Source organism: Streptomyces fragilis (assembly GCF_003112515.1).
In the GTDB taxonomy this organism is placed as follows: domain Bacteria; phylum Actinomycetota; class Actinomycetes; order Streptomycetales; family Streptomycetaceae; genus Streptomyces; species Streptomyces fragilis.
In genome coordinates this window covers 793,746-817,905 of record NZ_BEVZ01000004.1, presented here as the reverse complement: position 1 = coordinate 817,905, position 24,160 = coordinate 793,746, and the positions used below count along the sequence as shown (strand labels likewise).

General features: G+C 73.6%; 16 protein-coding genes and 1 pseudogene. 13 read left to right on the top strand and 4 right to left on the bottom strand.

Annotated elements, in window-relative coordinates; translation table 11 throughout:
* Positions 1-151: 151 nt before the first annotated feature.
* Entirely contained in the window at positions 152-1,018 is an 867-nt protein-coding gene (locus Sfr03f_RS16850) for a L,D-transpeptidase family protein (RefSeq protein ID WP_245967627.1), read from the bottom strand.
* Positions 1,019-1,455: 437 nt separating this feature from the next.
* Between Sfr03f_RS16850 and Sfr03f_RS16845 the strand changes: the two genes are divergently transcribed.
* From Sfr03f_RS16845 to Sfr03f_RS16835, 3 genes are all read left to right on the top strand, one after another.
* Positions 1,456-3,036 carry an acyl-CoA mutase large subunit family protein gene (locus Sfr03f_RS16845; protein ID WP_108954697.1) on the top strand — a complete coding sequence of 527 codons (1,581 nt, stop codon included), beginning with the start codon at positions 1,456-1,458 and terminating at the stop codon, positions 3,034-3,036.
* Between the two features lie 191 nt (positions 3,037-3,227).
* Positions 3,228-4,712, top strand: a complete 1,485-nt coding sequence (locus Sfr03f_RS16840; RefSeq protein ID WP_108954696.1) for a glycosyltransferase family 29 protein — start codon at positions 3,228-3,230, stop codon at positions 4,710-4,712.
* Positions 4,709-7,081 (top strand): glycosyltransferase, encoded by a 2,373-nt coding sequence (locus tag Sfr03f_RS16835; protein ID WP_108954695.1) that lies wholly within the window; start codon positions 4,709-4,711, stop codon positions 7,079-7,081. The genes Sfr03f_RS16840 and Sfr03f_RS16835 overlap by 4 nt, the downstream gene beginning before the upstream one ends.
* Before the next feature lie 80 nt (positions 7,082-7,161).
* Here the strand turns inward: Sfr03f_RS16835 and Sfr03f_RS16830 are convergent, their stop codons facing one another.
* On the bottom strand, positions 7,162-8,508 hold the full coding sequence (locus Sfr03f_RS16830) for a polysialyltransferase family glycosyltransferase (RefSeq protein ID WP_108954694.1): 1,347 nt from the start codon (positions 8,506-8,508) through the stop codon (positions 7,162-7,164).
* Positions 8,505-9,485, bottom strand: a complete 981-nt coding sequence (locus Sfr03f_RS16825; RefSeq protein ID WP_108954693.1) for a glycosyltransferase family 2 protein — start codon at positions 9,483-9,485, stop codon at positions 8,505-8,507. Before Sfr03f_RS16825 ends, Sfr03f_RS16830 begins: the two co-directional genes overlap by 4 nt.
* A 198-nt stretch (positions 9,486-9,683) precedes the next feature.
* Between Sfr03f_RS16825 and Sfr03f_RS16820 the strand changes: the two genes are divergently transcribed.
* The 4 genes and pseudogenes from Sfr03f_RS16820 (at position 9,684) to Sfr03f_RS16805 (ending at position 13,900) form a co-directional block, all read left to right on the top strand.
* Positions 9,684-11,069 carry a DUF6716 putative glycosyltransferase gene (locus Sfr03f_RS16820; RefSeq protein ID WP_108954692.1) on the top strand — a complete coding sequence of 462 codons (1,386 nt, stop codon included), beginning with the start codon at positions 9,684-9,686 and terminating at the stop codon, positions 11,067-11,069.
* A pseudogene (locus tag Sfr03f_RS16815) lies at positions 11,066-11,791 on the top strand (acylneuraminate cytidylyltransferase family protein); the annotation flags it as partial. The gene Sfr03f_RS16820 and the pseudogene Sfr03f_RS16815, both read left to right, overlap by 4 nt.
* A gap of 73 nt (positions 11,792-11,864) precedes the next feature.
* Entirely contained in the window at positions 11,865-12,818 is a 954-nt protein-coding gene (locus Sfr03f_RS16810; RefSeq protein ID WP_174721600.1) for an N-acetylneuraminate synthase family protein, read from the top strand.
* 50 nt (positions 12,819-12,868) lie between these two features.
* The gene (locus Sfr03f_RS16805) at positions 12,869-13,900 is read left to right on the top strand and encodes a hypothetical protein (RefSeq protein WP_108954691.1); all 1,032 of its coding nucleotides are present in this window, start codon (positions 12,869-12,871) and stop codon (positions 13,898-13,900) included.
* A gap of 968 nt (positions 13,901-14,868) precedes the next feature.
* Here the strand turns inward: Sfr03f_RS16805 and Sfr03f_RS16800 are convergent.
* Complete coding sequence (locus tag Sfr03f_RS16800; RefSeq protein ID WP_108954690.1) at positions 14,869-16,212, bottom strand: APC family permease; 1,344 nt, start codon at positions 16,210-16,212, stop codon at positions 14,869-14,871.
* A 416-nt stretch (positions 16,213-16,628) separates the two neighbouring features.
* Here Sfr03f_RS16800 and Sfr03f_RS16795 point away from each other — a divergent pair, with 416 nt between their 5' ends.
* From Sfr03f_RS16795 to Sfr03f_RS16770, 6 genes are all read left to right on the top strand, one after another.
* Positions 16,629-17,885, top strand: coding sequence for an amidohydrolase (locus Sfr03f_RS16795; RefSeq protein ID WP_108955039.1), 1,257 nt, complete (start codon positions 16,629-16,631; stop codon positions 17,883-17,885).
* A 365-nt stretch (positions 17,886-18,250) separates the two neighbouring features.
* On the top strand, positions 18,251-19,282 hold the full coding sequence (locus Sfr03f_RS16790; protein WP_108954689.1) for a BMP family lipoprotein: 1,032 nt from the start codon (positions 18,251-18,253) through the stop codon (positions 19,280-19,282).
* A gap of 378 nt (positions 19,283-19,660) precedes the next feature.
* Complete coding sequence (locus tag Sfr03f_RS16785) at positions 19,661-21,286, top strand: ABC transporter ATP-binding protein (RefSeq protein ID WP_174721599.1); 1,626 nt, start codon at positions 19,661-19,663, stop codon at positions 21,284-21,286.
* On the top strand, positions 21,283-22,425 hold the full coding sequence (locus tag Sfr03f_RS16780) for an ABC transporter permease (RefSeq protein ID WP_108954688.1): 1,143 nt from the start codon (positions 21,283-21,285) through the stop codon (positions 22,423-22,425). The genes Sfr03f_RS16785 and Sfr03f_RS16780 overlap by 4 nt, the downstream gene beginning before the upstream one ends.
* A complete protein-coding gene (locus Sfr03f_RS16775; protein ID WP_108954687.1) occupies positions 22,422-23,687 on the top strand; it encodes an ABC transporter permease in 1,266 nt (421 codons plus the stop codon). The genes Sfr03f_RS16780 and Sfr03f_RS16775 overlap by 4 nt, the downstream gene beginning before the upstream one ends.
* Positions 23,684-24,112, top strand: a complete 429-nt coding sequence (locus Sfr03f_RS16770) for a cytidine deaminase (RefSeq protein ID WP_108954686.1) — start codon at positions 23,684-23,686, stop codon at positions 24,110-24,112. The genes Sfr03f_RS16775 and Sfr03f_RS16770 overlap by 4 nt, the downstream gene beginning before the upstream one ends.
* Positions 24,113-24,160: the final 48 nt, after the last annotated feature.

Genomic DNA, 24,160 nt, shown 5'->3' with positions numbered 1-24,160 from the left:
GACGGGTGACGCTGAGGGAAGTGGGCCGACTGGTCATCGGCCGTCGCGGGAGCCAGGAGTTTCCCCCCGTACACCTGGCTCTCGCACCCCGCGCGGGCGGGGCACGTTCCCCCTGCCCCGCCCGCGCACCCCTCTCCCTCCGCTCCGGGGACTAGCGGTGGACGACCACCTTGTCGCCCTCGCGGACCGTCGCGAACAGCTGCGCGATCAACTTCTCGTCCCGCACGTTGACGCAGCCGTGCGAGGCGCCCGCGTAGCCGCGGGCGGCGAAGTCGGGCGAGTAGTGGACCGCCTGACCGCCGCTGAAGAACATGGCGTACGGCATCGGCGAGTCGTACAGCGTCGACACGTGGTGCCGGGACTTCCAGTAGACGGTGAACTCGCCCTCCCGGGTGGGAGTGGCGACGGAGCCGAAGCGGACCGCCATGTGGGAGAGCGTCCGGCCGTCCACCATCCAGCGCAGGGTGCGGGTCGTCTTGTCGACGCACAGCACCCGCCCCGTCAGGCAGCGCGCGTCGGGCAGGCCGGGTTCCTGGCCGCCCATCAGGTACAGCTCCCACTGCCCCGGTTCGGCGGTCATGTCCAGCAGGCGCTGCCAGGTGACGGAGTCCGTCCGGCCGGTGCGGGGCAGGCCACGCTTGTCCTGGAAGCCCTCCACCGCCTTCTCGGTGGCCTGGTCGTACACGCCCGTGGGCCCCTGGAACAGCCAGGCGATCTGCCGCAGCCGGGCCTGGAGCTCCCGGACGTCGCGCCCCTCGTCGCCCGGTTTCCAGAGCACCTTCGCCGGTGTGCGGGACGGCGGGGCCGGCTTCCCGGACGACGGGGACGCGGAGGGCGAGGGCGGGCCGGACGGCGCCGGGGTCCGGGTGGCGGGCGGCGCGGACGAGGCGTCGGCGGGCGCCGGGGCGGCGGAGGCGCGGGACGCGGCGTTCCCGTCGTCGCCGGTGACCCCGGTCCACGCCGGTTCGCTGCCCGGCTCCACCGAGCAGCCCGCCACGGCGACCGCCAGCGCGGCCACCGCCGCCGCGGCCGCCGGCCACCGTGCCTTCCCGCGCCCCGCCGCGCGGGCCGCGCGTTCCACCGCGCGTCCAGCCGCGTCCGCCGCGTGACCCGCCGCCTCTGCCGCGCGTTCGTTCGCGTCCGCCGCGTGACCCGCCGCGTGTTCCGCCGCGTCCGCCGCGCGTTCGTTCGCGTCCGCTGTGCGTCCTGTCGCACCCGTCGTGCGTGCCATCGCGCCGACCCCCGTCGTCCGTGCGCCGTACCGTCTCGTTGTCGTCATGCTCCCCGCCGCGGCGGCCGGCCGAACCAGGGCTCACCCAGGCGTGTTGTGAGCAAGGTCCCAGCGTGTGCCCCTCCACCGACCGCGCGCCCGCCGCTACAGTCCGTGGCAGGAGCCGCATTTACCAGCGAGTAACCCAACGGCGAACCCCCAGCAAGGACGCGGAGGCACATTCCATGGCGCGCGAGTCGGAGTCCGGACTGCCCATCGAGCCGGTCTACGGGCCGGGCGCCCTGGAGGGCTGGGATCCCGCCGCCAAACTGGGCGAGCCCGGATCGTACCCGTTCACCCGCGGCGTGTACCCCTCGATGTACACGGGCCGCCCGTGGACCATGCGGCAGTACGCCGGCTTCGGCACCGCCGTCGAGTCCAACCAGCGCTACAAGCAGCTGATCGCCAACGGCACCATGGGCCTGTCGGTCGCCTTCGACCTGCCCACCCAGATGGGCCACGACTCGGACGCCCCGATCGCCTCCGGCGAGGTCGGCAAGGTCGGCGTGGCGATCGACTCCATCGACGACATGCGGATCCTCTTCGGCGGAATCCCGCTGGACAAGGTGTCCACGTCGATGACGATCAACGCCCCCGCCTCCCTGCTGCTCCTGCTCTACCAACTCGTCGCCGAGGAGCAGGGCGTGAGCGCGGACCAGCTCACCGGCACCATCCAGAACGACGTGCTCAAGGAGTACATCGCCCGCGGGACGTACATCTTCCCGCCCAAGCCCTCGCTGCGGCTGATCGCGGACATCTTCAAGTACTGCAAGGCCGAGATCCCGAAGTGGAACACCATTTCGATCTCCGGCTACCACATGGCCGAGGCCGGCGCCTCGCCCGCGCAGGAGATCGCCTTCACCCTGGCCGACGGCATCGAGTACGTCCGCACCGCGGTCGCCGCCGGCATGGACGTCGACGACTTCGCGCCCCGCCTGTCGTTCTTCTTCGTCGCCCGCACGACCATCCTCGAGGAGGTCGCCAAGTTCCGCGCGGCCCGCCGCATCTGGGCCCGGATCATGCGGGAGGAGTTCGGCGCGAAGAACCCGAAGTCGATGATGCTGCGCTTCCACACGCAGACCGCCGGCGTCCAGCTCACCGCCCAGCAGCCCGAGGTCAACCTGGTCCGCGTCGCCGTCCAGGGCCTGGCCGCGGTGCTCGGCGGCACGCAGTCGCTGCACACCAACTCCTTCGACGAGGCCATCGCGCTGCCCACCGACAAGTCGGCCCGCCTGGCGCTGCGCACCCAGCAGGTGCTCGCCTACGAGACCGACGTGACGGCGACCGTCGACCCGTTCGCCGGCTCCTACGTCGTCGAGAGGATGACCGACGAGCTGGAGGAGCTGGCCGTCGGGCTGATGGACAAGGTCGAGGAGATGGGCGGCGCGGTCTCCGCCATCGAGCGCGGCTTCCAGAAGTCCGAGATCGAGCGCAGCGCCTACCGGATCTCCCAGGAGACCGACGCGGGCGAACGGGTCGTGGTGGGCGTCAACCGCTTCCAGCTCGACGAGGAGGAGCCCTACGAGCCGCTGCGGGTCGACCCGGCGATCGAGGCCCAGCAGGCGGAGCGGCTGGCCCGGCTGCGTGCCGAGCGCGACCAGGCGGCCGTGGACGCGGCCCTCGCCGCGCTGAAGAAGGCCGCGGAGGGCGAGGACAACGTGCTCTACCCCATGAAGGACGCGTTGCGGGCCCGCGCGACGGTCGGCGAGGTCTGCAACGCCCTCCGCGACGTCTGGGGCACGTACATCCCCTCCGACGCGTTCTGATCCCCCCGGGGGCGGGCCCGACGGACCGCCCCCCGGCCAGGGGGAGTTGGCCGTGCCGTCACCCCCGCGTCGGCCCCGGTTCCCACCATTCGCCCCGGCGTCCGCGGGCATTCACCCTTCCGACGTTTTCCCTTCCTAGCGTGCTCGCAGGACCCGACAAGTGACAGCGAGCGGCAGCGAGCAGGAGTGGCATGACGGCGGTCGAGGAGAGACGTCCGGGCACCAGAGGCGCGGGGCAGCTGGAGGACTGCCTCGCCGCCTGCGCGGTGCACAGCGGCAAGTTGGTCGGCAGCGTCGACCGTCGGCGCGGGGAGCTCGCCGAGGAACTGCGCAAGCTGCTGGCGCTGTGGAGCATGCGCCCGGCCGGCCAGGCGGCCCCGCAGGGCGCCTCCGGCGCGGCGGCGGTGCTGAAGCGGGTGGTGAAGGGGGGCTCCGCCGGGGCCCGGCTCACCAACGACGTGCTGGACGCGCTGATCGCCGTCGCCGGCAAGGCGCTGCGGTGCGACTACGACGACGAGCGGCGCCTCGCCGAGCTGATCGCGGACACCGTGCTGGGGCTGCGCGAGAACTCCCGCGCCGGCTGGCGGCTGCGCGCCCGCGTGATGGAGGCGAAGGGCGACGAGCCGGCCGCCGTCGCGGCGTACACGCGCTTCCTGGAGCTCACCAGCGACGACGGCACCGGCGTCGCCGCCAAGGTGACCGGGCTGCGCACCGCCGCCGACCGCGAACGCGACCTGCTGGAGCTGCTGGGCCGCACCCGTCCCGACGCGCGGGCGCTCGCCGCCCGGCGCCCGGCCACCGCACTGTGGGCCGAGGGCCTGGAGCTGCGCGCCCGCGGCGCCCGGGAGGAGGCGGAGGACCTGCTGGTCGCCGCCCTGCTCGCGCACGCCCGCTCCGGCGCCCCGGTCCCCGACCGGCAGCGGCTGCTGTCCGAGTACGTCGACCTGCGCGTCGACGACGCCCGCACCGGCGGCGACCCGCGGGGAACCGGCGCCCTGCGGGAACTGGCGGCCCTGTGGTCCGAACAGCACCGCACCCGGCGGCGCGGCCCGGTCGCCGACCCCGCCATGGGCGGCGTCACCTGGCTGAGCCTCGGCGAGTTCCGCAACACGATCGCCGGCCGCTCGGTGTGCCTGGTCGCCAACTCCGGCCGGGTCGGCGCCAGTGGCATGGGCGAGGAGATCGACGGTTACGACCTGGTCGTCCGGTTCAACTCCTACCGGATCGACCCGGCGCACACCGGCACCCGGACCGACATCCACGCCACCATCCACAAGCACGGCTTCAACTGGGACAAGCCGGTGACCACCCGGCTGGTCTTCGGCGGCCTCTCCCACGAGTGGAAGTACTCGCTGCGCAACCGCCTGGTCCCCGGCGCCCAGGAGTACCTGGGCGACGAGTCGCTGCGCTGGCCGCTGCGCACCGTCGGGAAGCTCGGCAACGACGAGTGGCCCGCGATCCCCACCACCGGCTTCAACACGCTGTGGCTGCTGGACTTCCTGGACGTCAACCCGGTGATCGACCTGATCGGCTTCGACTTCTACGAGAGCGGCGCCTACCGCGTCGACGCGGCGATGAAGCTGCCCATCACCACCGTCCACGAGTACACCAGCGAGAAGGACTGGGTCCTCGCCCGGGCCCGCCGCGTGACCGACACGAGGATCTCCCTGCGATGACCGCCACCCTCCCCGACCTGACCGAGCAGGCCCGGCACACGTCCCCGCGGGCCGGGGCCGTGCCCGACACCGCCGCCCACGCGCTCACCGGCCGCCGCCGGATCGCCTTCGCCGCCTACGTCGACGAGAACTACCTGCCCGGCTTCCTGACCCTGCTGCGCAGCCTCGCCCTGACCAACCCGGGCCTGTGCGAGGACTTCGTCGTCCTGTACGACGACCTGCGGCCCTCCTCCGTCGCCCGCATCCGCGCCCTGCACCCGCGGATCGTGCTGCGCCCGGTGGACGCCGGGCACTACGACTCCTACGCCAAGGGCGACCAGCACAACTACCTGGTGCGCAAGGCGTACTTCATCCTCGACGTGTTCCGCATCCGGGACTACGACACGGTGATCACCCTGGACACCGACATGGTGGTCCTCGGCGACCTGGGCGAACTGCTGCGGCTGCGCGAAGGGCTCGCGGCCGTCCCGCAGTTCTTCCACGGCCGGCACAAGCTGAACTCCGGCCTGCTGGTCATCCAGCGCGAGTACCTGACCGACGCGTTCTGCGCCCGGCTCGACGAGACCGGCCGCACCGGCGCCTACGAGCTGGACAAGCACGACCAGGGCATCCTCAACGCCGTCCTGGACGGGGAGTTCACCCGCCTCGACGCCCGCTACAACTTCGTCAAGCGGCGGCTCTCCGGCGACCTGGAGGTCCCCGAGGACGTCGCGATCCTCCACTTCACCGGCCGCCACAAGCCCTGGCAGGGCGGCGAGGCCGGCTACGCGCGGGCGGAGGAGCGCTGGCACGAGTACGAGATGACCGACGACGAGTTCCGCGCCGCCTTCGCCGCGCTGCCCGCGGGCGCCGGCGTCCACCACGACCTGCTCGTCCACCTCGGCACCGCCCACGTGGCCCGCACCGGCGACCCGGAGACGGCCCGCCGGGTCGCGTCCGCGCACATCGCGGCGGGGGAGTACCAGGAGGCCGTGGACGTCCTCGGCCGGGTCCGGCTCACCGTGGACGACTCCGCGGGCCACGAGGTGCTCGGCCACGCGCTGATGAGCGTCTCCCGGTACGACGAGGCCCGCACCCACCTGCTGCTGGCCGCCGCCGACCCCGGCCGGGCCGCCGTCGCCTGCGCCCGCCTCGCCCAGATCGCCTGGGTGCACGGCCGGGACGACGAGGCCCGGCGGCACGCGAACACCGGCCTGTCCGTCGACCCGACGCACCGGCCGAGCCGCATCTGGGCCGAGCGCACCCGCCCCGGCGCCGCGCTGCCCGGGCAGCAGCAGGGCGCGCCGGAGGACCAGCTCGCCCACGTCGCCTTCTACATGGAGCGGCAGGGCAACGCGGGCGACAAGCTGCTCCCGGAGAGCGTGCGGCAGGCCTTCGGCGCCGACACCACTTCCCGGCGCTGGCACCCCGTGCACGCCCACCGGCTCTTCGACCGGGCCGCGCTGGAGCGGGTCAACGCCCGCCGCGGCCTGGTGATCGGCGGCGGCGGACTGTTCATCCCCGACACCATGCCCAACGGCGCCAGCGGCTGGCAGTGGAACGTCTCCGACGAGGCGCTCCGCGCGATCGACGTGCCGATCGTGGTGTACGCGGTCGGGTTCAACGCCTTCGACGGGCAGTCCTACCGGGCCCGCCGGTTCGCCGAGAGCCTGCGCCTGCTGGTGGAGCGCTCGGCCTTCTTCGGCCTGCGCAACCACGGCTCCATCGAGAAGGTCCGCGCGATGCTGCCGGCCGCCCTGCGGGACAAGGTGCGCTTCCAGCCCTGCCCCACCACCGTCGCCCGGCACATCGTGCCCGGCTGGAGCGACCCGGTGCGCCGCCAGGACACGGTCCTGCTCAACGCCGCCTACGACCGCGCGGGCCTGCGCTTCGGCCACGACTACGGCCACTTCCTCGCCGAGACGGCCAAGGCCGTCCGCGCGATCGGCGAGCGCGCCGAGGTCCGCTGCGTGGCGCACGCGCTGGAGGACGAGCGGATCGCCTTCGACCTGCGGCGCGAGCACGGCATCTCGCTGCCGGTGATCCCGATGTACGACTACGACAACGACCGGATACGGGAGACCTACGCCGACACCCGGCTGGTCGTCGGGATGCGCGGCCACGCGGGGATGATCCCGTTCGGCCTCGGCACGCCGATCGTCAGCCTGATCTCCCACCCGAAGATGGCGTACTTCCTGCGGGACATCGGCCGCCCCGAGTGGGGTGTGTCGGTCCACGACCGCGACCTCGGCGCGGTCCTCACCGAGCGGGCGCTGGGCATCCTCGACGACCACGAGGCCACCGTCGCGGACGTCCACGCCCGCCAGGCGGAGCTGTGGGAGGTCACCCGGGAGAACGCCGCGGAGATCAAGGCCCTCCTGGACCGCTGAGGTCCGGCGCACCACGGCGGGAGGGGCCGCCCCCGGCACCGGGGGCGGCCCCTCCCGCCGTCCTGCACGCGCCCGCTCCGTCAGCGCACCCCCGGCCGGCGCGCGCGCAGGGACCGCGCCCTGCGCACGGCGCGGCGCAGGGTGCGGCTGCGGGCCAGGAAGGTCAGGCGGTCCGGGACGCCGCCGGGGAGGGCGAGGCCCGTCAGGCGGCGGCGCTTGAAGTAGCGCAGCCAGCGCGCGTCCTGATGCCCCCTGAGGAACCGCTCGGCCTCCGGGCGCAGGGCCGGGTGGATCCTCGGCTGCATCGCGAAGCCCACCGCCCGCACCAGTTCGCCGAGTTCCCCGACCGTCATGGACGCCCGCTGCTCGCGGACCGCCTCGGCGTCGTCGAGGTCGGGCAGCAGGGCGTCGACCACGGTCACCGGGATCCGGTTGCTGTTCTCGTACGGGCGCAGCCGCTCCAGCAGCAGACCGGTGCGGGTGCGGGCCACCGGGATGCCGTGCAGGGCGGAGGCGGTGAGCAGCGCGGTGGAGAAGCAGCCGGCCACCAGCGCGGGCCGGATACGCCGGAACAGCACCTCGGCCAGGACCGGCGCCTCCAGCACGGTCAGCTCCGCGCCCAGGCGCTCCGCCTCGTCGGTCACGGCCCGGTGCCAGGCGGCGGGCGCGGTGGGGTGCGGCTTGAAGACCAGGGACCGGTGGCCGAGGGCGACGGCGCCGCGCACCAGCCGCAGGTGCAGGTCCTCCTCCTCCTCGGGGGTGAGGATGTCCAGCGCCGACAGGTACTGCCCCAGCAGCAGCGCCGGACCCTGGGGGAGCGCGGGCAGCTCGCCGGCCCGCCCGGCCAGTTCGTCGAGGACCTTGCCGAAGGCGTCCGTGGGGACCAGCTCGGCCGGCACGCCGAACTCGGTGAGCAGCAGCGGCCGCAGGCCCGGCACCAGGTCCAGGTGCAGGACCCGGGTGACGCGGGTGCCGACCAGGGGATCGAGCTTGATCCGGGTGGGCCCGTAGCTCATCAGCCCGTCCGCGTACACGGTCAGCGGGGCGCCGTGGAAGATCTGCGCGACCCCCAGCGCCGGCTGGGCCTGGATCGACTCCACGGCCAGCTCCACGTCGTCGTCGCCCAGCCCCCAGGCCAGGCGGAAGTGGCGCTCCCACAGGACGGTGTCCTCCTCGCGGGGCGACCAGCCGGACGGGTGGAACGGGGCGACGGCCTCGTTCCAGGAGCGGACCTCGTCGAAGCGCCCGCGCAGCGCGGCGAAGCCGGGGGCCTCGTCGAGGGCCGGGGTGGTCTCCGGCACGGCGGCGTTGTTGGAGACCAGCAGGATCCGGCGCCCGGCGCCCGGGCCGAAGCAGCCCGCGTCCAGGGCGGCGGCCAGGGTGGCGGCGCCGTACAGGGTCGAGGCGAGGAAGATCTGCGTGGTCACGCGGCGGCTCCCACGGCCGGGCGGCGGCGCAGCCGGCGCAGCCGGGTCGCGCGTTCGGCGTCCATCGAGTCCAGGGTGCGCTCCAGCACGTCCTGCGGCATGCGGCGCAGCGCGGCCGCGCTCAGGGTGCGCAATTTCCGGCCCACTTCCGGTTGATATCTGCCGTCCGCGTCGGCGGCCAGATGGTGGCACATCATCGCGCAATACGTGCGCACCACCTTCGGCAGGAGTTCTTCCCCGTCCGGGTCCCCGGCGGTTTCCGCGAGCACCAGATCGAATGCGCGCAGGAAATCCAATTGGCGTTCGTCGCCGATACGGGTGAGTGAGGACGCCACTCCGCGGCGGTAGAAGACGCCGTACAGGTTCAGCACGGCGAACGACCGGGCCCCGCGGTGCATCCGCCACGTCCACAGGCGGTCCTCGCAGGTGTGCAGACCTTCGGTGAACCGGAGCAGGCCGCGCTCCTCCAGGCGGCGGTGGTAGACGTCCGCCCACACGAAGGGGTGGTCCACGGACGTGGAGCGGTCCGCGGGCAGGATCGCCGAGCGGGGGTCCGCGACCTGCCCGCGGCGCCCGTGCGGCACCCGCTGGACCACGCGTTCGCGGCCGGTGGCGCGGACGTGGTCGGTGCGCAGGAAGTCGCAGCCCAGGTCGTCCATGGCCGCGACCAGCCGCCCGTAGTGGCCCGGGACGAGCCAGTCGTCGCCGTCCAGGAAGGTCACGTACCGGCCGCGCGCCGCCTCCAGTCCGGTGTTGCGCGCGGCGGCGATGCCCCGGTTGCGCTCGTGCCGCAGCAGCCGCGCGCCCGGCAGGCGGGCCGCGGCCCGCTCCAGCAGGGCCGGGGTGTCGTCGGTCGAGCAGTCGTCGACCAGCAGGAACTCGACGTCGGGTCCGGTGTTGGCCTCGAGGCTCCTCAGGGTGTCGGGCGCGTACTGCCGCACGTTGAAGAAGGGAACGATCACGGAGAGCTTGACCACGCCCTTGACGCTAGGCGTCCGCCCGGCCCGCGTTCTTATCCCCCGGTGGACTCCGGGTGAACAGGGACCGGAAAGGACGTGAACCGTCCTTTCCGGCAGGGCTCCCACCGGCCGATTGGTTTCGCGGCGGCTTTCTGTTCACCGTTTGTTGGAGTGCGGTTGGGCCGGGCCTCGGAATGCCTTTCTAGCGTTCCTGGTGTGTCAGCACGTACGACGGAAAGTTCAGCGGCAGCCGCTCCACTGCGGGTCGCGGTCCTCGCGGACTCCGACACCCGGTGGAAGTGGGGCGCCCTCACCGCACGGCGGCTCGCGCCGGCCGGCCGGGAGGTCCGCCTCGACGGCCGCCTCCTGCGCGGCCGCGCCACGCCCACGCCCCGCCAGCTCGCGGAGGTCGGCGTCGAGGCCGACTCGCTGCGCGAGGTGAGCGCCGCGGAGTTCCTCCAGGAGGTCCAGCGGGCCGGGGGAGAGGACACCGCGGGAGAGCAGCCGTACGACGTGGTGCTGCTGGCCCTGGTGGGCGGCGGCGTGCAGGCCGTGCTGCACGGACTGCGCCACGTGTGGGCGGAGCGGGGCGGCCTCGGCGCCCGACGGCGGCCGGTGGTGGTCACCGGCTACGTCGGCATCGTCTACGAGAAGCTCGCCGACGGCCTGCTGCTGCGCCACGGCGCCGACCTGGTGCTGGCCAACTCCCGCCAGGACGCGGACCGTTTCCGCGCCGTCTACCGGGGGGTGGGCGCCGACGACGGCGCCGTCACCGAGGTGGCGCTGCCCTTCCTCGGCGGCGCCCCCTACCGGGACGCGGGCGAGGGCGGCGGGGACCGGCCGTACACCGTGGTGTTCGCCGCGCAGCCCTCCGTCCCGGAGACCCGCAGGGACCGGCTGTACCTGCTGGAGCGCCTGGTGCGCCACGCCCGCCGGCACCCCGAGCGGGAGGTGCTGCTCAAGCTGCGCTCCCGGCCCGGCGAGCACACCACCCACGTCGAGGAACTGCCCTACCAGAAGCTGGTGCGGGCGCTGGAGCAGCCGCCCAACCTCCGCCTGGTGTACGGGCACATGGGGGAGGTGCTGGACCGCACCGACCTGCTGGTCACGGTCTCCTCGACGGCGGCGCTGGAGTCCCTGCACCGCCGGATCCCCACGGCGGTCCTCACCGACCTCGGCGTGCGGGAGGCCCTCGGCAACCACCACTTCACCGGCTCCGGCGTCCTCGCCTCCTTCGACGACCTGGACGCCGGGCACCTGCCGGTCCCCGACGAGCGGTGGCTGGCCCGGCAGGGCGTCGCAGCCGACGGCGGCTACGCGTCCGCCTTCGACACCGCCCGGGAACGCCTGACCGGGCTGCTGGAGGCGCCCGGCCTGCCGCCGCTCGCCCCCTACTACACGCTGCGCACGGCACCGGGCTACCTGCCCGGGATCCTCGCCCGCCACCACCTCGCCCCCGACGGCGCTCCGCTGCCCGGCGCGCCCCTCGCCGACCGCGCGCCCGGCCCGCTGCGCCGGGCCGTCCGGGAGTCCGCCCGCGGCGCCTACCGGCACGGGGTGCAGCGGGTGGCCCCCCTGATCCGACGCCTGGGAGAGCTGTGAACGCCCCGACCACCCCGCCGGCCCCCGGCCGCCACGTCCTCGCGGTGATACCCGCCCGGGGCGGCTCCAAGGGGGTCCCCGGCAAGAACCTCGCCCCCGTCGCCGGCGTCCCGCTGGTGGTCCGCGCGGTGCGGGCCTGCCGGGACGCCCGCCTGGTCACCGCCGTGGCCGTCTCCACCGACGACCCGGCCATCGCCGACGCGGCCCGCGCCGCGGGGGCCCAGGCGGTGGTGCGCCCCGCCGCCATCGCCGGGGACACGGCCACCTCGGAGTCCGCCGTCCTGCACGCCCTGGACGCCCACGAGGCGCTCACCGGCACACGGGTGGACGTGGTCCTCCTCGTCCAGTGCACCAGCCCGTTCCTGACCGCCGGGGACGTCGACGGCGTCGCCGCGGCGGTGGCCGAGGACGGCGCCGACACCGCGGTCACCGTCGCCCCCTTCCACGGCTTCCTGTGGCGCGACGACACCGCCGCGCAATCCGCCGGACCCGGCGGGCACGGCGTGAACCACGACAAGAGCCACCGGCCGCGCCGCCAGGACCGTCCCCAGGACCTCCTGGAGACCGGCGCCGCCTACGCCATGGACGCGGCGGGGTTCCGCGCCCACCGGCACCGCTTCTTCGGCCGCACCGAGCTGGTCCGCACGGACCCCGCCCGGGTGCTGGAGATCGACGATCCGCACGACCTCGCCCGCGCCCGAGCGCTGGCGCCGCTCCTCGACGACCCGGCCGGTCACGGCCGCGTCGACCACCCGATCCACGACCTCGCACGCACCAGGTAAGGAAGTCCACCGCATGAGCAGCACCACCTCCACCACGTCCGTCAGCGCCATCAACTCCCGCCTGCGTGCCTTCGGTCCGCGGCTGGTCGGCCCCGGGCAGCCGGTCTACGTCACCGGTGAGATCGGCATCAACCACAACGGCGACCTGGACAACGCCCTCAAGCTGATCGACGTCGCCGCCGACGCCGGCTGCGACGCCGTCAAGTTCCAGAAGCGCACCCCGGAGATCTGCACCCCGCGCGACCAGTGGGACATCGAGCGCGACACCCCCTGGGGCCGGATGACCTACATCGACTACCGCCACCGCGTCGAGTTCGGCGAGGACGAGTACCGCGCCATCGACGCGCACTGCAAGGAGCGCGGCATCGACTGGTTCGCCTCCCCGTGGGACACCGAGGCCGTCGCCTTCCTGGAGAAGTTCGACCTCCCCGCCCACAAGGTGGCCTCCGCCTCCCTCACCGACGACGAGCTGCTGCGCGCCCTGCGCGCCACCGGCCGCGCGGTGATCCTCTCCACCGGCATGTCGACGCCCCAGCAGATCCGCCACGCCGTCGAGGTCCTCGGCTCCGAGAACATCGTGCTCTGCCACGCCACCTCGACCTACCCGGCCAAGGCCGAGGAGCTCAACCTGCGGGTCGTCAACACGCTGCAGCAGGAGTACCCGAACGTCCCGATCGGCTACTCCGGCCACGAGACCGGCCTGCAGACCACGCTCGCCGCGGTCGCCCTCGGGGCCGTCTTCGTCGAGCGCCACATCACCCTCGACCGCGCCATGTGGGGCTCCGACCAGGCCGCCTCCGTGGAGCCGCAGGGCCTGGCCCGCCTGGTGCGCGACATCCGCACCATCGAGGCGTCCCTGGGCGACGGCGTCAAGAAGGTCTACGAGTCCGAGCTCGGCCCGATGAAGAAGCTGCGCCGCGTCGCCGGCGTGGTCGCCGAGGCCGAGGTCCGGGCGCCCGCCGTCTGAGCGCGGCACCCTCCCACCCCACCCCCACCGACAGGACGGCTGGTCAGCCCATGAGCACCGTGAGCACCGAGAGCCCGCGCACGCTCGCCTTCGTCGAGAGTCCCGTGCAGCTGCTCAACGTCATGGAATGGGCGGCGCACGCCCGGGAGCGCGGCGTGGGGCTGGTCGTCCTGTCGCCCACCGACCCGATGAGCCGGGGCCAGTTGCGGCGGATGTCCGAGCTGGCCCGCAGGGAAGGCCACGACGTCCGCTGGGAGGAGGCGCGGGGCGGGGCGCTGGCCCCCTTCAAGACCGTCGCGGGGCTCACCGGCCCGCTGCGGCGGGCGGAGCGGATCGTCGTCGGCGACCCGTTCTCCCGCTACGTGCAGCTGCTGCTGACCATCGCGCCCGCGCGGGACCTGGTCGTCGTCGACGACGGCACCGCCACCCTGGAGTTCACCGCGCAGGTGGTGCGGCGTGAGCCGCTGGTGCGGTGGCACCGGCGCGGGGCGCGGCCCTCGCCGCGGGACGTCGCGCTGGCGCCCGTCTCCCGCTACGCGCGGCGGCGGCTGACGCCCCGGGAGCGGCGGCGGGTGGAGATCTTCACCGCCATGCCGCTGGCGGAGGTCCCCGCGGACGCGGTGGTCACCGTCAACGACTTCGCCTGGACCCGGGCCGCCTTCGGGCCGCCGACGGTCACCGAGGGCGCCGACCTGGTGGGCACCTCGCTCGTCGAGACGGGGGTGGTGGACGTCGAGGCGTACATGGCGGCGGTGGGGCGGCTGGCCCGGGAGCACGGGGTGCGGCGGTATTTCGCGCACCGTCGCGAGAGCGCGGAGAAGCTGCACCGCATCGCGGTGGAGAGTGGGCTGTCGGTGGTGCGGCCGGACCTGCCGCTGGAGCTGATCGCCCGGCGCGGGCCGATCGCGCGCACGGTGCTGAGTTTTCCCTCCACCGTGCTGCACACCCTGCCGTCGACGCTCGCCGGCACGGGGGCCCGGGTGACCCCCTGCCCGATAGACCCCACCTGGCTCACCCCCCGCACCACCCCCACCGCCCACCGCTTCCTCACCACCATCACCCCGCCGGCGGCGGCTGCCTGACCTCCCCGGCACGCCCCCTGCGAGCGGCCGGACCGTGCCCGGCACGCCCCCTGCGGGCGGTCGGGCCGTGCCCGACCCCCCTGCGGGCGGGGCTGAGCCGTGCCCGACCCCCCTGCGGGCTGGGCCGCGCCCTATGCCCCTGCGGGCGGCTGGACCGTGCCCTACCCCCCTGCGGGCGGCTGGGCCGTGCCCTATCCCCCTGCGGGCGGCTGGACCGTGTGCCTTACCTCCCTGCGGGCAGCTGGGTCGTGCCCCACCCCCCCTGCGGGCGGCTGGGCCGCCCAGGGGGCGGCACGGGCGGGCGCAGGCCCCGGCCTCCGCGGCGAGCGGCCGCCACCACCCCGCGTCAGCCGACCGCACCGTACGCACGAGACCCTCGCTGCGGCGCGGCACAGGCGGGTGCCCTGCGGGTGGCACGGTTCCCCCACCCCGCCCCTTCCCTGAACCGGGGCTCCGCCCCGGACCCCGAGGTGCCGTGCGCCTGGGCCCGTCCCGGGTGCGGCCTCCGTGCGGCCGGCGTTCGTGCAGTTCCCCGCAGCTCTGGCGGGGCTTGTGCTGTGCGGGGCGGTGCGGGGTGCGGGCCCTGTGGGGTGGGCGTTCGTGCAGTTCCCCGCAGCTCTGGCGGGGCTTGTGCTGTGCGGGGCGGTGCGGGGTGCGGGCCCTGTGGGGTGGGCGTTCGTGCAGTTCCCCGCAGCTCTGGCGGGGCTTGTGCTGTGCGGGGCGGTGCGGGGTGCGGGCCCTGTGGGGTGGGCGTTCGCGCAGTTCCCCGCGCCCCAGGCGGGGCTTGTGCTGTGCGGGGTGCGGGCCCGGTGCGGGGTGGGGCTTCGCGCAGTTCCCCGCGGCTCTGGCGGGGGGCGTGCCGTGTCCGGCGGCGGCAAACGTGAAGCCCGGCCTCGCCCCGGGGCGGGTGGCGCCGTGCGGTGGGGGAGAGGCCGGGCTGCGCTCAGGGCGGGCCCGGTGGGGCGGGGTCAGGCGGTGGCTTCCCGGCGGCGGCGGACCGCGGCGAGGGCCGCGAGGGCGAGGCCGACGGCGAGGACGATCGCGCCGCGGGCCCACACCTCCGCCTCGACCTGCGTCGCCAGCAGCACGCAGGAGGCGACGCCCAGGACCGGGACGGCGGTCGGCGCCCGGAAGTGGCCCGCCGTCGACTCGCCCTCGGGGTCACGCCGCCGCAGCACCAGCACCGCGGTGTTGACGACCAGGAAGACGAACAGGAGCAGCAGCACCAGCGTGGAGGCCAGCGTCTCCACGCTGCCGGTGACGGCGAGGAGTATCGACAGCGCCGTCGTCGCGGCGATGGCGGCCCACGGCGTCCGCCGCTGCGGCAGGACCCGCGCCAGCACCGACGGCAGCAGCCCGTCACGGGCCATGCCGTACGCGAGGCGGGAGGACATGATCCCGGTCAGCAGCGCCCCGTTCGCCACCGCGACCAGCGCGATCGCGCCGAACAGCCACCCGGGGACGCCGCCCGCCGCCTCGACGACCTCCAGCAGCGGCCCGCTGGAGCCGGCCAGCCGCTCGGTGGGGACCGCGGCCGAGGCGACCACGCCGACGGCCACGTACACCAGGCCCGCCGTCAGCAGGGCGCCGAACAGCGCCCGGGGGAAGGAGCGCCGCGGGTTCGCCGTCTCCTCGGCGACGTTGGCGGAGGTCTCGAAGCCGACGAAGGAGTAGTAGGACAGCACCGCACCGCTCAGCAGCGCGCCCCAGGCGCCGTGCTCGGCGGTGCCCAGCCGGGTGAGCCGGGAGGGGTCGCCGTCGCCGCGCAGCAGCAGCCACGCGCCGAGCCCGACGACCAGCAGCAGACCGCCCACCTCGATCACCGTGGCGGCCACGTTGCCCGCGGTGGACTCCTTGATGCCGCGCGCGTTCACCAGCGCCAGGAGCAGCAGGAACCCGATCGCCACCGGCGCCACCGGCACGGTCACGAACTCGGCGAGGTAGTCGCCGGCGAAGCCGCGGGCCAGCGCGCCGACCGAGACGATGCCGGCGGCCAGCATGCAGAACCCGGTGACGAAGCCGACGTACGGTCCGTACGCCCGGGTGGCGTAGTGCGAGGCGCCACCCGCACGGGGGTACTTGGTGGCCAGTTCCGCGTAGGAGGCCGCGGTCAGCAGGGCGAGGCCCAGCGCCAGCAGCAGGGGGGCCCACACCGCGCCGCCGGAGTCGGCGGCTATCTCGCCGACCAGCACGTACACGCCGGCGCCGAGGACGTCGCCGAGGATGAAGAAGTAGAGCAGCGGGGTGGTGAGCGCCCGCTTCAGCGGGGTGTCCGCCGAGGCGGCGGGCTGCGGTGAGGTGACAGTGGCCATGCCCCCGCGTGTCCCCCGAACCGCGTCCCGCACGCCTGACGGGGCGACGGATGCGTCCCGATGGGCGGACCGCGACGGCGTGATTTCGGCCATGCGTGGTAACCGTGGTGCAAGGCCCACCGCGCCGGAACGCCCGGACGGAGCGGCTTCTCGGGGTACGCCGGAAAAATGGTCGAGCATACCCACAGGAGGAGTCGCGCAACCGTCGGGCGGCCCGGTTTTCGTCCCCCGGCGGGCTGATCTTTTGCCGATCGACGGGCGCGAAGCCGCCCCGCAGCCCTACCCTGCAGAGGGTGAACCAGTTGAAGTCCAGAGAGTCCGAGGCCGACCCGGCGGACACCGCCGCGGACGCCGTCGCAGCCGCCGGTGACGCCGCCGTCGCCGCGGCCGAGGGCGCCCGGGTGGCGCAGGCCGCCGTGACCGTAGCCGAGGCGGCGCTGCCCGGCGCCGCGCTGCCGGGCACGCTCCCCGACGACCTGCGCGCCGAACTGATCGCCTTCCGCCGCGACGTCCACATGCACCCGGAGCTCGGCAACCAGGAGTTCCGCACCACCAAGGCGATCAAGACCCGCCTGGAGCGGGCCGGCCTGCGGCCGCGGGTGCTCGCGAGCGGCACGGGACTCGTCTGCGACATCGGTGCGGAGGGGGACACCGCCGCCATCGAGGGCACGTCCGCCCCCGTGGAGGCGGCCCCGCGCGGCATGCTGGCGCTGCGCGCCGACATCGACGCGCTGCCCATCCCGGACATGAAGACGGACTGCGCCTACCGGTCCACCGTGCCCGACCGCGCCCACGCCTGCGGCCACGACGTGCACACGACCGTCGTGCTCGGCGCGGGCCTGGTGCTGGCCGAGCTGCACCGCCAGGGGCGGCTGCCCCGACCGGTGCGGCTGCTGTTCCAGCCGGCCGAGGAGGTCATGCCCGGCGGCGCGCTCGGCGCGATCGCCGACGGCGTGCTGGAGGGCGTCGGCCGGATCGTCGCGGTGCACTGCGACCCGAAGGTGGAGGCCGGCCGGATCGGTCTGCGCACGGGCGCGATCACCTCGGCCTGCGACCGGCTGGAGGTCGCCCTGGACGGCCCCGGCGGTCACACCGCCCGCCCGCACCTGACCACCGACCTGGTGACGGCGGCCGCACGCATCGCGGTGGACGTGCCGGCCGTGGTGGCCCGCCGGGTGGACGCCCGCAGCGGCCTGTCGGTCACCTGGGGCCGCATCGAGTCCGGCCACGCGCCCAACGTCATCCCGCAGCGCGCCGAGCTGTCGGGCACGGTCCGCTGCCTGGACCTGGCCTCCTGGCGCGAGGCGGCCGACCTGGTGCACGCCGCGGTCGACGAGATCGCCGCGCTGCACCGCGCCAAGTCGGAGATCACCTACGTGCGGGGCGTCCCACCGGTGGTGAACGACCCGGACGTCACCGACCTGCTGTGGGACGCCATGGTGGCGCGCCGCGGCGCGGAGTCGGTGGAGGGCACCGAGCAGAGCCTGGGCGGCGAGGACTTCTCCTGGTACCTGGAGGAGGTCCCCGGCGCGATGGCCCGCCTGGGCGTTCGCACCCCCGGCGACCGCCTGGTCCGCGACCTGCACCAGGGTGACTTCGACGTCGACGAGTACGCGATCACGGTCGGCGTGGAGCTGTTCACCGCGGCGGCCCTGCTGGACGCCGCCCGCTGAGCGCCCGCCCGTCTCCGGCGCCGCACCGCGCCGGAGACGGCGGTGGACCGCGCCGGAGACGGCGGTGAGACGGCGGCGGCCCCGGCCGGTGCGTTGGCCGCCACCCCGTCCGTTACCTCCGGGAACCTACCGTTCCTGTTACTGCCGCGTGACCCTCGGGTGACCGATTTGGCCCGACCTCGGCACGGTTCGATAACAGCCGGGCAAGTGGCGTTCCCCTGACGTTCTACGCGCGTTACTGTCGCAGCGGTTTCGCCATGGGAGCGGGCCGGCAAGGCGGAGCGGGCCGGAGACGGTGCCGTGAGTTCGAAGGGGTGCTTGCAGTGCGTCTCATTTCTCGTAGGAACAGGATCACCCGCGCAGCGGTGACCGTCGCTGTCGTGGCGCTGGCCGCCGCCGGCTGCGGCGAGAGCAGCAAGTCCGCCTCCACGGGCGGTGACAAGGAGTCCGGCAAGTACTCCGGCAAGGGCATCGGCCTGGCCTACGACATCGGCGGCGAGGGCGACCAGTCCTTCAACGACGCCGCGCACTCCGGCTTCCTGAAGGCCGACAAGGACTTCGGCATAGGCGGCAAGACCTTCGAGCCGGCCGACGGCGAGGGCGACGCTGACAAGGTCCAGCGCCTCGAGTCGATGGCCAAGCAGGGCTACAACCCGATCATCGGCGTCGGCTTCGTCTACGCGCCGGCGATCAAGGAGGTCGCGGCCAAGTACCCCGACACCACCTTCGGCATCATCGACGACGCGTCGGTCGAGGCCAAGAACGTCGCCTCCATGGTCTTCAGCGAGGAGCAGGCCTCCTACCTGGCCGGCGTCGCCGCCGCCAAGGCCTCCAAGAGCCACACCGTCGGCTTCATCGGCGGCGTGGACATCCCGCTGATCCACAAGTTCGGCGCGGGCTTCGAGCAGGGCGCCAAGGCCGCCGACCCGAAGGTCAAGGTCATCAAGAAGATCCTGACCTCCACCCCGCAGGAGGGCGGCTTCTCCAGCCCCGACAAGGGCCGTGAGGCCGCCAACGGCCAGATCGAGCAGGGCGCCGACGTGCTGTACCATGCCGCCGGCCTCTCCGGTCAGGGCGTGATCTCCGAGGCCGCCAAGAACAAGGTGTGGGCCATCGGCGTCGACTCCGACCAGTACGCGCAGGACGCGCTGAAGGAGTACAAGGACTGGATCCTCGGCTCCGCCACCAAGAACGTCGGCGGCGCGGTCTACGAGCTCGCCAAGTCCGTCCACGAGGGCAAGCCGCTGAGCGGCACCATCCGCGGCGACCTGAAGACCGAGGGCGTCGGCTTCTCCGACACCAACCCGAAGTACCAGGCCATGACCGAGGTCGTCGAGGCCGTGAACAAGGCCAAGCAGGACATCATCGACGCGAAGGTCACCGTCAAGACCTCCTGACCCCAGGGATGCCGTGCGCTGCGCCCCTCGCCCCCGGTGAGGGGCGCAGCGCTGTCACCCGCGTCGGGGCCGGGCCGGTCTCCGGGCCGGTCGACTTCCGGAAGGTGCTCCATCGCACCCCCCGGACCGTTTCTCCGACACATCTACGCGCGTTACTCTGGCGCGCGACATCAAACGCGGTAAGCCTCCCCTGCAGTACGGGTTCGGGAGGCATGGCCAAAAGAGCGCTGCAATGGCAGCGTGACAGCGTGACAGCCGCGGAACGGACAGGCGGGCAGCCATCGGCCCCCGGCTCCGGGCCGTGGCCACCCGGAACGGCAGGGGCGCCGGGCGCAGCTCGCGGCGGACGCCCTTCTCCCCCAGGTTTTTCTTAGAGGAGTGTGCGCCATCGACGCGTCCAGCAGCCCTCCGCAGACCGAGCGGGCCACCGCGGTCGAGCTGGCGGGCATCACCAAGCGGTTCCCCGGCGTCGTCGCCAACCACGACATCCGGCTCCGCGTCCACGAGGGCACCGTCCACGCCCTCGTCGGTGAGAACGGGGCCGGCAAGTCGACCCTGATGAAGATCCTCTACGGCATGCAGAAGCCGGACGAGGGGACCATCACGGTCGGCGGCGAGCAGGTGAGCTTCTCCTCGCCGGCCGACGCCATCGCCCGCGGCATCGGCATGGTGCACCAGCACTTCATGCTGGCCGACAACCTCACCGTGCTCGAGAACGTCGTGCTGGGCAGCGAGAAGCTGCACGGCATCGGCGGCGCGGCCCGTCGCCGCATCGTGGAGATCTCCGAGCGCTACGGCCTGGGCGTGCGCCCCGACGCGCTGGTGGAGGACCTCGGCGTCGCGGACCGTCAGCGCGTGGAGATCCTCAAGGTCCTCTACCGCGGCGCGCGCATCCTCATCCTCGACGAGCCGACCGCCGTGCTGGTCCCGCAGGAGGTCGACGCGCTGTTCGACAACCTGCGCGAGCTCACCTCCGAGGGCCTGTCGGTCATCTTCATCTCGCACAAGCTGGGCGAGGTCCTCTCGGTCGCCGACGACATCACGGTGATCCGCCGCGGCACCACGGTCGGCACCGCCGACCCGAAGTCGACCACGCCGCGCAAGCTCGCCGAGATGATGGTCGGCAGCGAGCTGCCCACCCCGGAGACCGCCGAGTCCACCGTCACGGACCGCCCGGTCCTGACCGTCGACAGCCTCCGGCTGGAGGCCGAGGGCGGCCGCGCCGTCCTGGACGACATCAGCTTCACCATCCACGCGGGCGAGGTCCTCGGCATCGCCGGCGTCGAGGGCAACGGCCAGACCGAGCTGATCGAGGCCCTGATCGGCCTCGCGCACGCCGACTCCGGCACGATCACCCTGGACGGCGAGGAGATCACCTCCTGGGCCACCCGCCGCCGCCGCGAGTCCGGCATCGGCTACATCCCCGAGGACCGCCACCGCCACGGCCTGCTGCTGGACGCCCCGCTGTGGGAGAACCGCATCCTGGGCCACGTCACCGAGAAGCCCAACGCCAACGGCTTCCGGCTGGACCCCAAGGGCGCGCAGGCCGACACCCGGCGCATCGTCGAGCAGTACGACGTGCGCACCCCCGGCATCGACGTCACCGCCGGCTCGCTCTCCGGCGGCAACCAGCAGAAGCTGATCGTCGGCCGCGAGATGAGCCACGCCCCGCGCTTCCTGATCGCCGCCCACCCCACCCGCGGTGTGGACGTCGGCGCGCAGGCCGCGATCTGGGACGTCATCCGCGAGGCGCGCCGCGAGGGCCTGGCGGTGCTGCTGATCTCCGCCGACCTGGACGAGCTGATCGGCCTGTCCGACACCCTGCGCGTGATCTACAACGGCCGTCTGGTCGCCGACGCCGACCCCGCCTCCGTCACCCCGGAGGAGCTGGGCTCCGCGATGACCGGCGCGGCCTCGGGCCACCTGGAACACACGGAGCCCGCGGAATCCGCCGCCCCCGCCGCCCCCGCCGCCCCCGCCGCCCCCAAGGACGAGGCACGATGAAGAAGTTCGACAAGGAGCGGGTGCTCCTGGCCGTGGCGGGGCCGGTCATGGCCCTGGTCGCGGCGATCCTGCTGACCTCGGTGGTGCTGCTGGTCTCCGGCCGCAACCCCATCGAGCCGTACGTCATCATGGCCGAGCAGATCGGCTTCTCCGACGTCCAGGTGCTGATCGTCAACCAGGCGTCGCTGTACTACATCGCCGCCCTGGCCGTCGCCCTCGGCTTCCGGATGAACCTGTTCAACATCGGCGTCGACGGCCAGTACCGCCTCGCCGCCATGGTGACCGCCGTGGTCGGCGCCCACGTGGCGCTGCCGGCGGCCCTGCAGGTCCCCCTGCTGCTGCTGGTCGCGGTGTGCACCGGCGCCTTCTGGGCCGGCATCGCGGGCCTGCTGAAGGTGACCCGCGGCGTCAGCGAGGTCGTCGCGACGATCATGCTGAACTCGATCGCCACCGCGCTGATCCTGTACCTGACCCAGAAGGACACCTGGGGCGTGCAGTCCGGCAACAACATGACGACCGGCGAGATGCACCCCTCCGGCTGGATCCCGGGCATCAGCCTGGGCGCCGACACCGGCGAGCTCTACGGCCTGATCTTCCTCGCCGTGCTCCTGGGCGTCCTGTACTGGCTGGTCCTCAACCGCACCCGCTTCGGCTTCGACCTGCGCGCCTCGGGCGCGTCCCCGGAGGCCGCCGCGGCCTCCGGCGTCGACGCCAAGCGGATGACGCTCACCGCCATGCTGATCTCCGGCGGCGTGGCCGGCCTCTCCGGCCTGCCGCTGCTGCTCGGCGACGCGCACACCTACGGCCTCAGCTTCCCGGCCGGTCTCGGCTTCACCGCGATCGGCATCGCCCTGCTGGGCCGCAACCACCCCGGCGGCATCGCGTTCGCGGCGCTGCTGTGGGCCTTCCTCGACAAGGCGTCCCAGGAGCTCGACTTCTACGACTACGAGAAGGAGATCGCCACGATCATGCAGGGCCTGATCGTGTTCGCGGTCGTCATCTCCTACGAGGTCGTCCGCGTCTGGGGTCTGCGCCGCCAGCAGAAGCGCGTCGGCGAGGAGCTCGCCGCTGCCGCGGCGTCCGCCGCCGGCAAGTCCGTCAAGGGTGACAAGACCGAGAAGGAGGTGGCGGCCCGATGAGTACCGCGACCGTCGCCAAGTCCCGGCCCGCGCAGGCCGCGAAGCCCGGCCGCCGCCGGATGTCGCTGCCCGTGGTGCTGCTGCTGATCGCCGGGGCCCTCGTCCTGGTCTCCGTCGTCCGCCTGATCACCGGCGCGAACGGCATCACGTCCACCGGCCAGATGTCCACCGCGCTGCGCCTGGCCGTGCCGATCGGCCTGGCCGGACTCGGCGGCCTGTGGGCCGAGCGGGCCGGCGTGGTCAACATCGGCCTCGAGGGCATGATGATCCTCGGCACCTGGTTCGGCGCCTGGGCCGGCTACCAGTGGGGCCCGTGGGTCGGTGTGGCCTTCGGCATCCTCGGCGGCTGCATCGGCGGCGTGCTGCACGCCATCGCCACCGTCACCTTCAACGTCAACCACATCGTCTCCGGTGTGGCGCTGAACATCCTGGCGCTGGGCCTGGCCCGGTACCTGTCGAAGTACACCTTCGAGGGCGTGCCGCAGGGCTCCTCCAAGCAGTCCCCGCCGATCGAGTCGCTGGGAACCTTCGACGTCCCGGGGCTGTCCGACCTGCTGGTCACGCTCAACCAGAAGCACTGGTTCGTGATCTCCGACGTGGCGGGTCTGCTCGGCGGCGCCATCACCAACCTGTCGCCGCTGACCGTGGTCGCGGTGGCGCTGGTCCCGCTGAGCTGGTTCGTGCTGTGGCGCACCGCCTTCGGCCTGCGGCTGCGCTCGTGCGGCGAGAACCCGGTGGCCGCCGAGTCGCTGGGCGTGAACGTCTACAAGTACAAGTACATCGCCGTGATCATCTCGGGCGGCTTCGCCGGCATGGGCGGCGCCTTCCTGTCGATCGTGGCGTCCAACGTCTACCTCGACGGGCAGACGGCCGGCCGCGGTTACATCGGTCTGGCCGCGATGATCTTCGGCAACTGGATGCCGGGCGGGCTGGCCCTCGGCGCGGGCCTGTTCGGCTACACCGACAGCCTCAACCTGCGCGGCGGCACCAGCAACGTGCACGCGCTGCTGCTCCTGGTGGCGCTCCTGCTGCTGGCCGGCGCGCTCTACCTGGCCTGGCGCAGGCGCTACCTGCCGGCCCTGATCACCGCGGTGGTCGCCGCGGCGACCTACCTCTGGTACGCGAACACCTCCGAGGTGCCGTCCCAGCTGGTGACCGCCAGCCCGTACATCGTCACCCTCCTGGTGCTCTCGCTGTCCGCGCAGCACCTGAGGATGCCGAAGGCGGACGGCCTGCCGTACCGCAAGGGCCAGGGCGGATGACGGGCACGACGGCCGCGGCGGGCGGCGCGTTCGACTGGGACGCCCTGCGGGCGGTGGCACACGAGGCGATGACCCGCGCCTACGCCCCGTACTCGGGCTACCCGGTCGGCGTCGCCGCCCGCGTGGACGACGGCCGGGTGGTCTCCGGCTGCAACGTGGAGAACGCCTCCTACGGCATCGGCCTGTGCGCGGAGTGCGGGCTGGTGTCGGAGCTGCAGCGCACCGGAGGCGGGCGGCTGACCCACTTCACGTGCGTCGACGGCGAGGGCGCCGTGCTCGTCCCGTGCGGACGGTGCCGGCAGCTCCTCTTCGAGTTCGGCGGCGCCGAGCTCCTGCTGGAGACCCCCGAGGGCGTCCTGCCGCTGTCCGCCATGCTCCCCCAGGCCTTCGGCCCGGGCCACCTCCACCAGGGCCCCGGGGCCTGACCCCCCTCGTCGCCGGGGGCGCGGATCCCCTCCGCGCCCCGGCGACGG

Excerpts from the sequence above, each read along its gene's own strand:
- Sfr03f_RS16840 (WP_108954696.1), top strand. The coding sequence starts at position 3,228 with ATGACGGCGGTCGAGGAGAGACGTCCGGGCACCAGAGGCGCGGGGCAG.
- Sfr03f_RS16780 (WP_108954688.1), top strand. The coding sequence starts at position 21,283 with ATGAAGAAGTTCGACAAGGAGCGGGTGCTCCTGGCCGTGGCGGGGCCG.
- Sfr03f_RS16775 (WP_108954687.1), top strand. The coding sequence starts at position 22,422 with ATGAGTACCGCGACCGTCGCCAAGTCCCGGCCCGCGCAGGCCGCGAAG.
- Sfr03f_RS16805 (WP_108954691.1), top strand. The coding sequence starts at position 12,869 with ATGAGCACCGTGAGCACCGAGAGCCCGCGCACGCTCGCCTTCGTCGAG.
- Sfr03f_RS16835 (WP_108954695.1), top strand. The coding sequence starts at position 4,709 with ATGACCGCCACCCTCCCCGACCTGACCGAGCAGGCCCGGCACACGTCC.
- Sfr03f_RS16770 (WP_108954686.1), top strand. The coding sequence starts at position 23,684 with ATGACGGGCACGACGGCCGCGGCGGGCGGCGCGTTCGACTGGGACGCC.
- Sfr03f_RS16800 (WP_108954690.1), bottom strand. The coding sequence starts at position 16,212 with ATGGCCACTGTCACCTCACCGCAGCCCGCCGCCTCGGCGGACACCCCG.
- Sfr03f_RS16810 (WP_174721600.1), top strand. The coding sequence starts at position 11,865 with ATGAGCAGCACCACCTCCACCACGTCCGTCAGCGCCATCAACTCCCGC.
- Sfr03f_RS16845 (WP_108954697.1), top strand. The coding sequence starts at position 1,456 with ATGGCGCGCGAGTCGGAGTCCGGACTGCCCATCGAGCCGGTCTACGGG.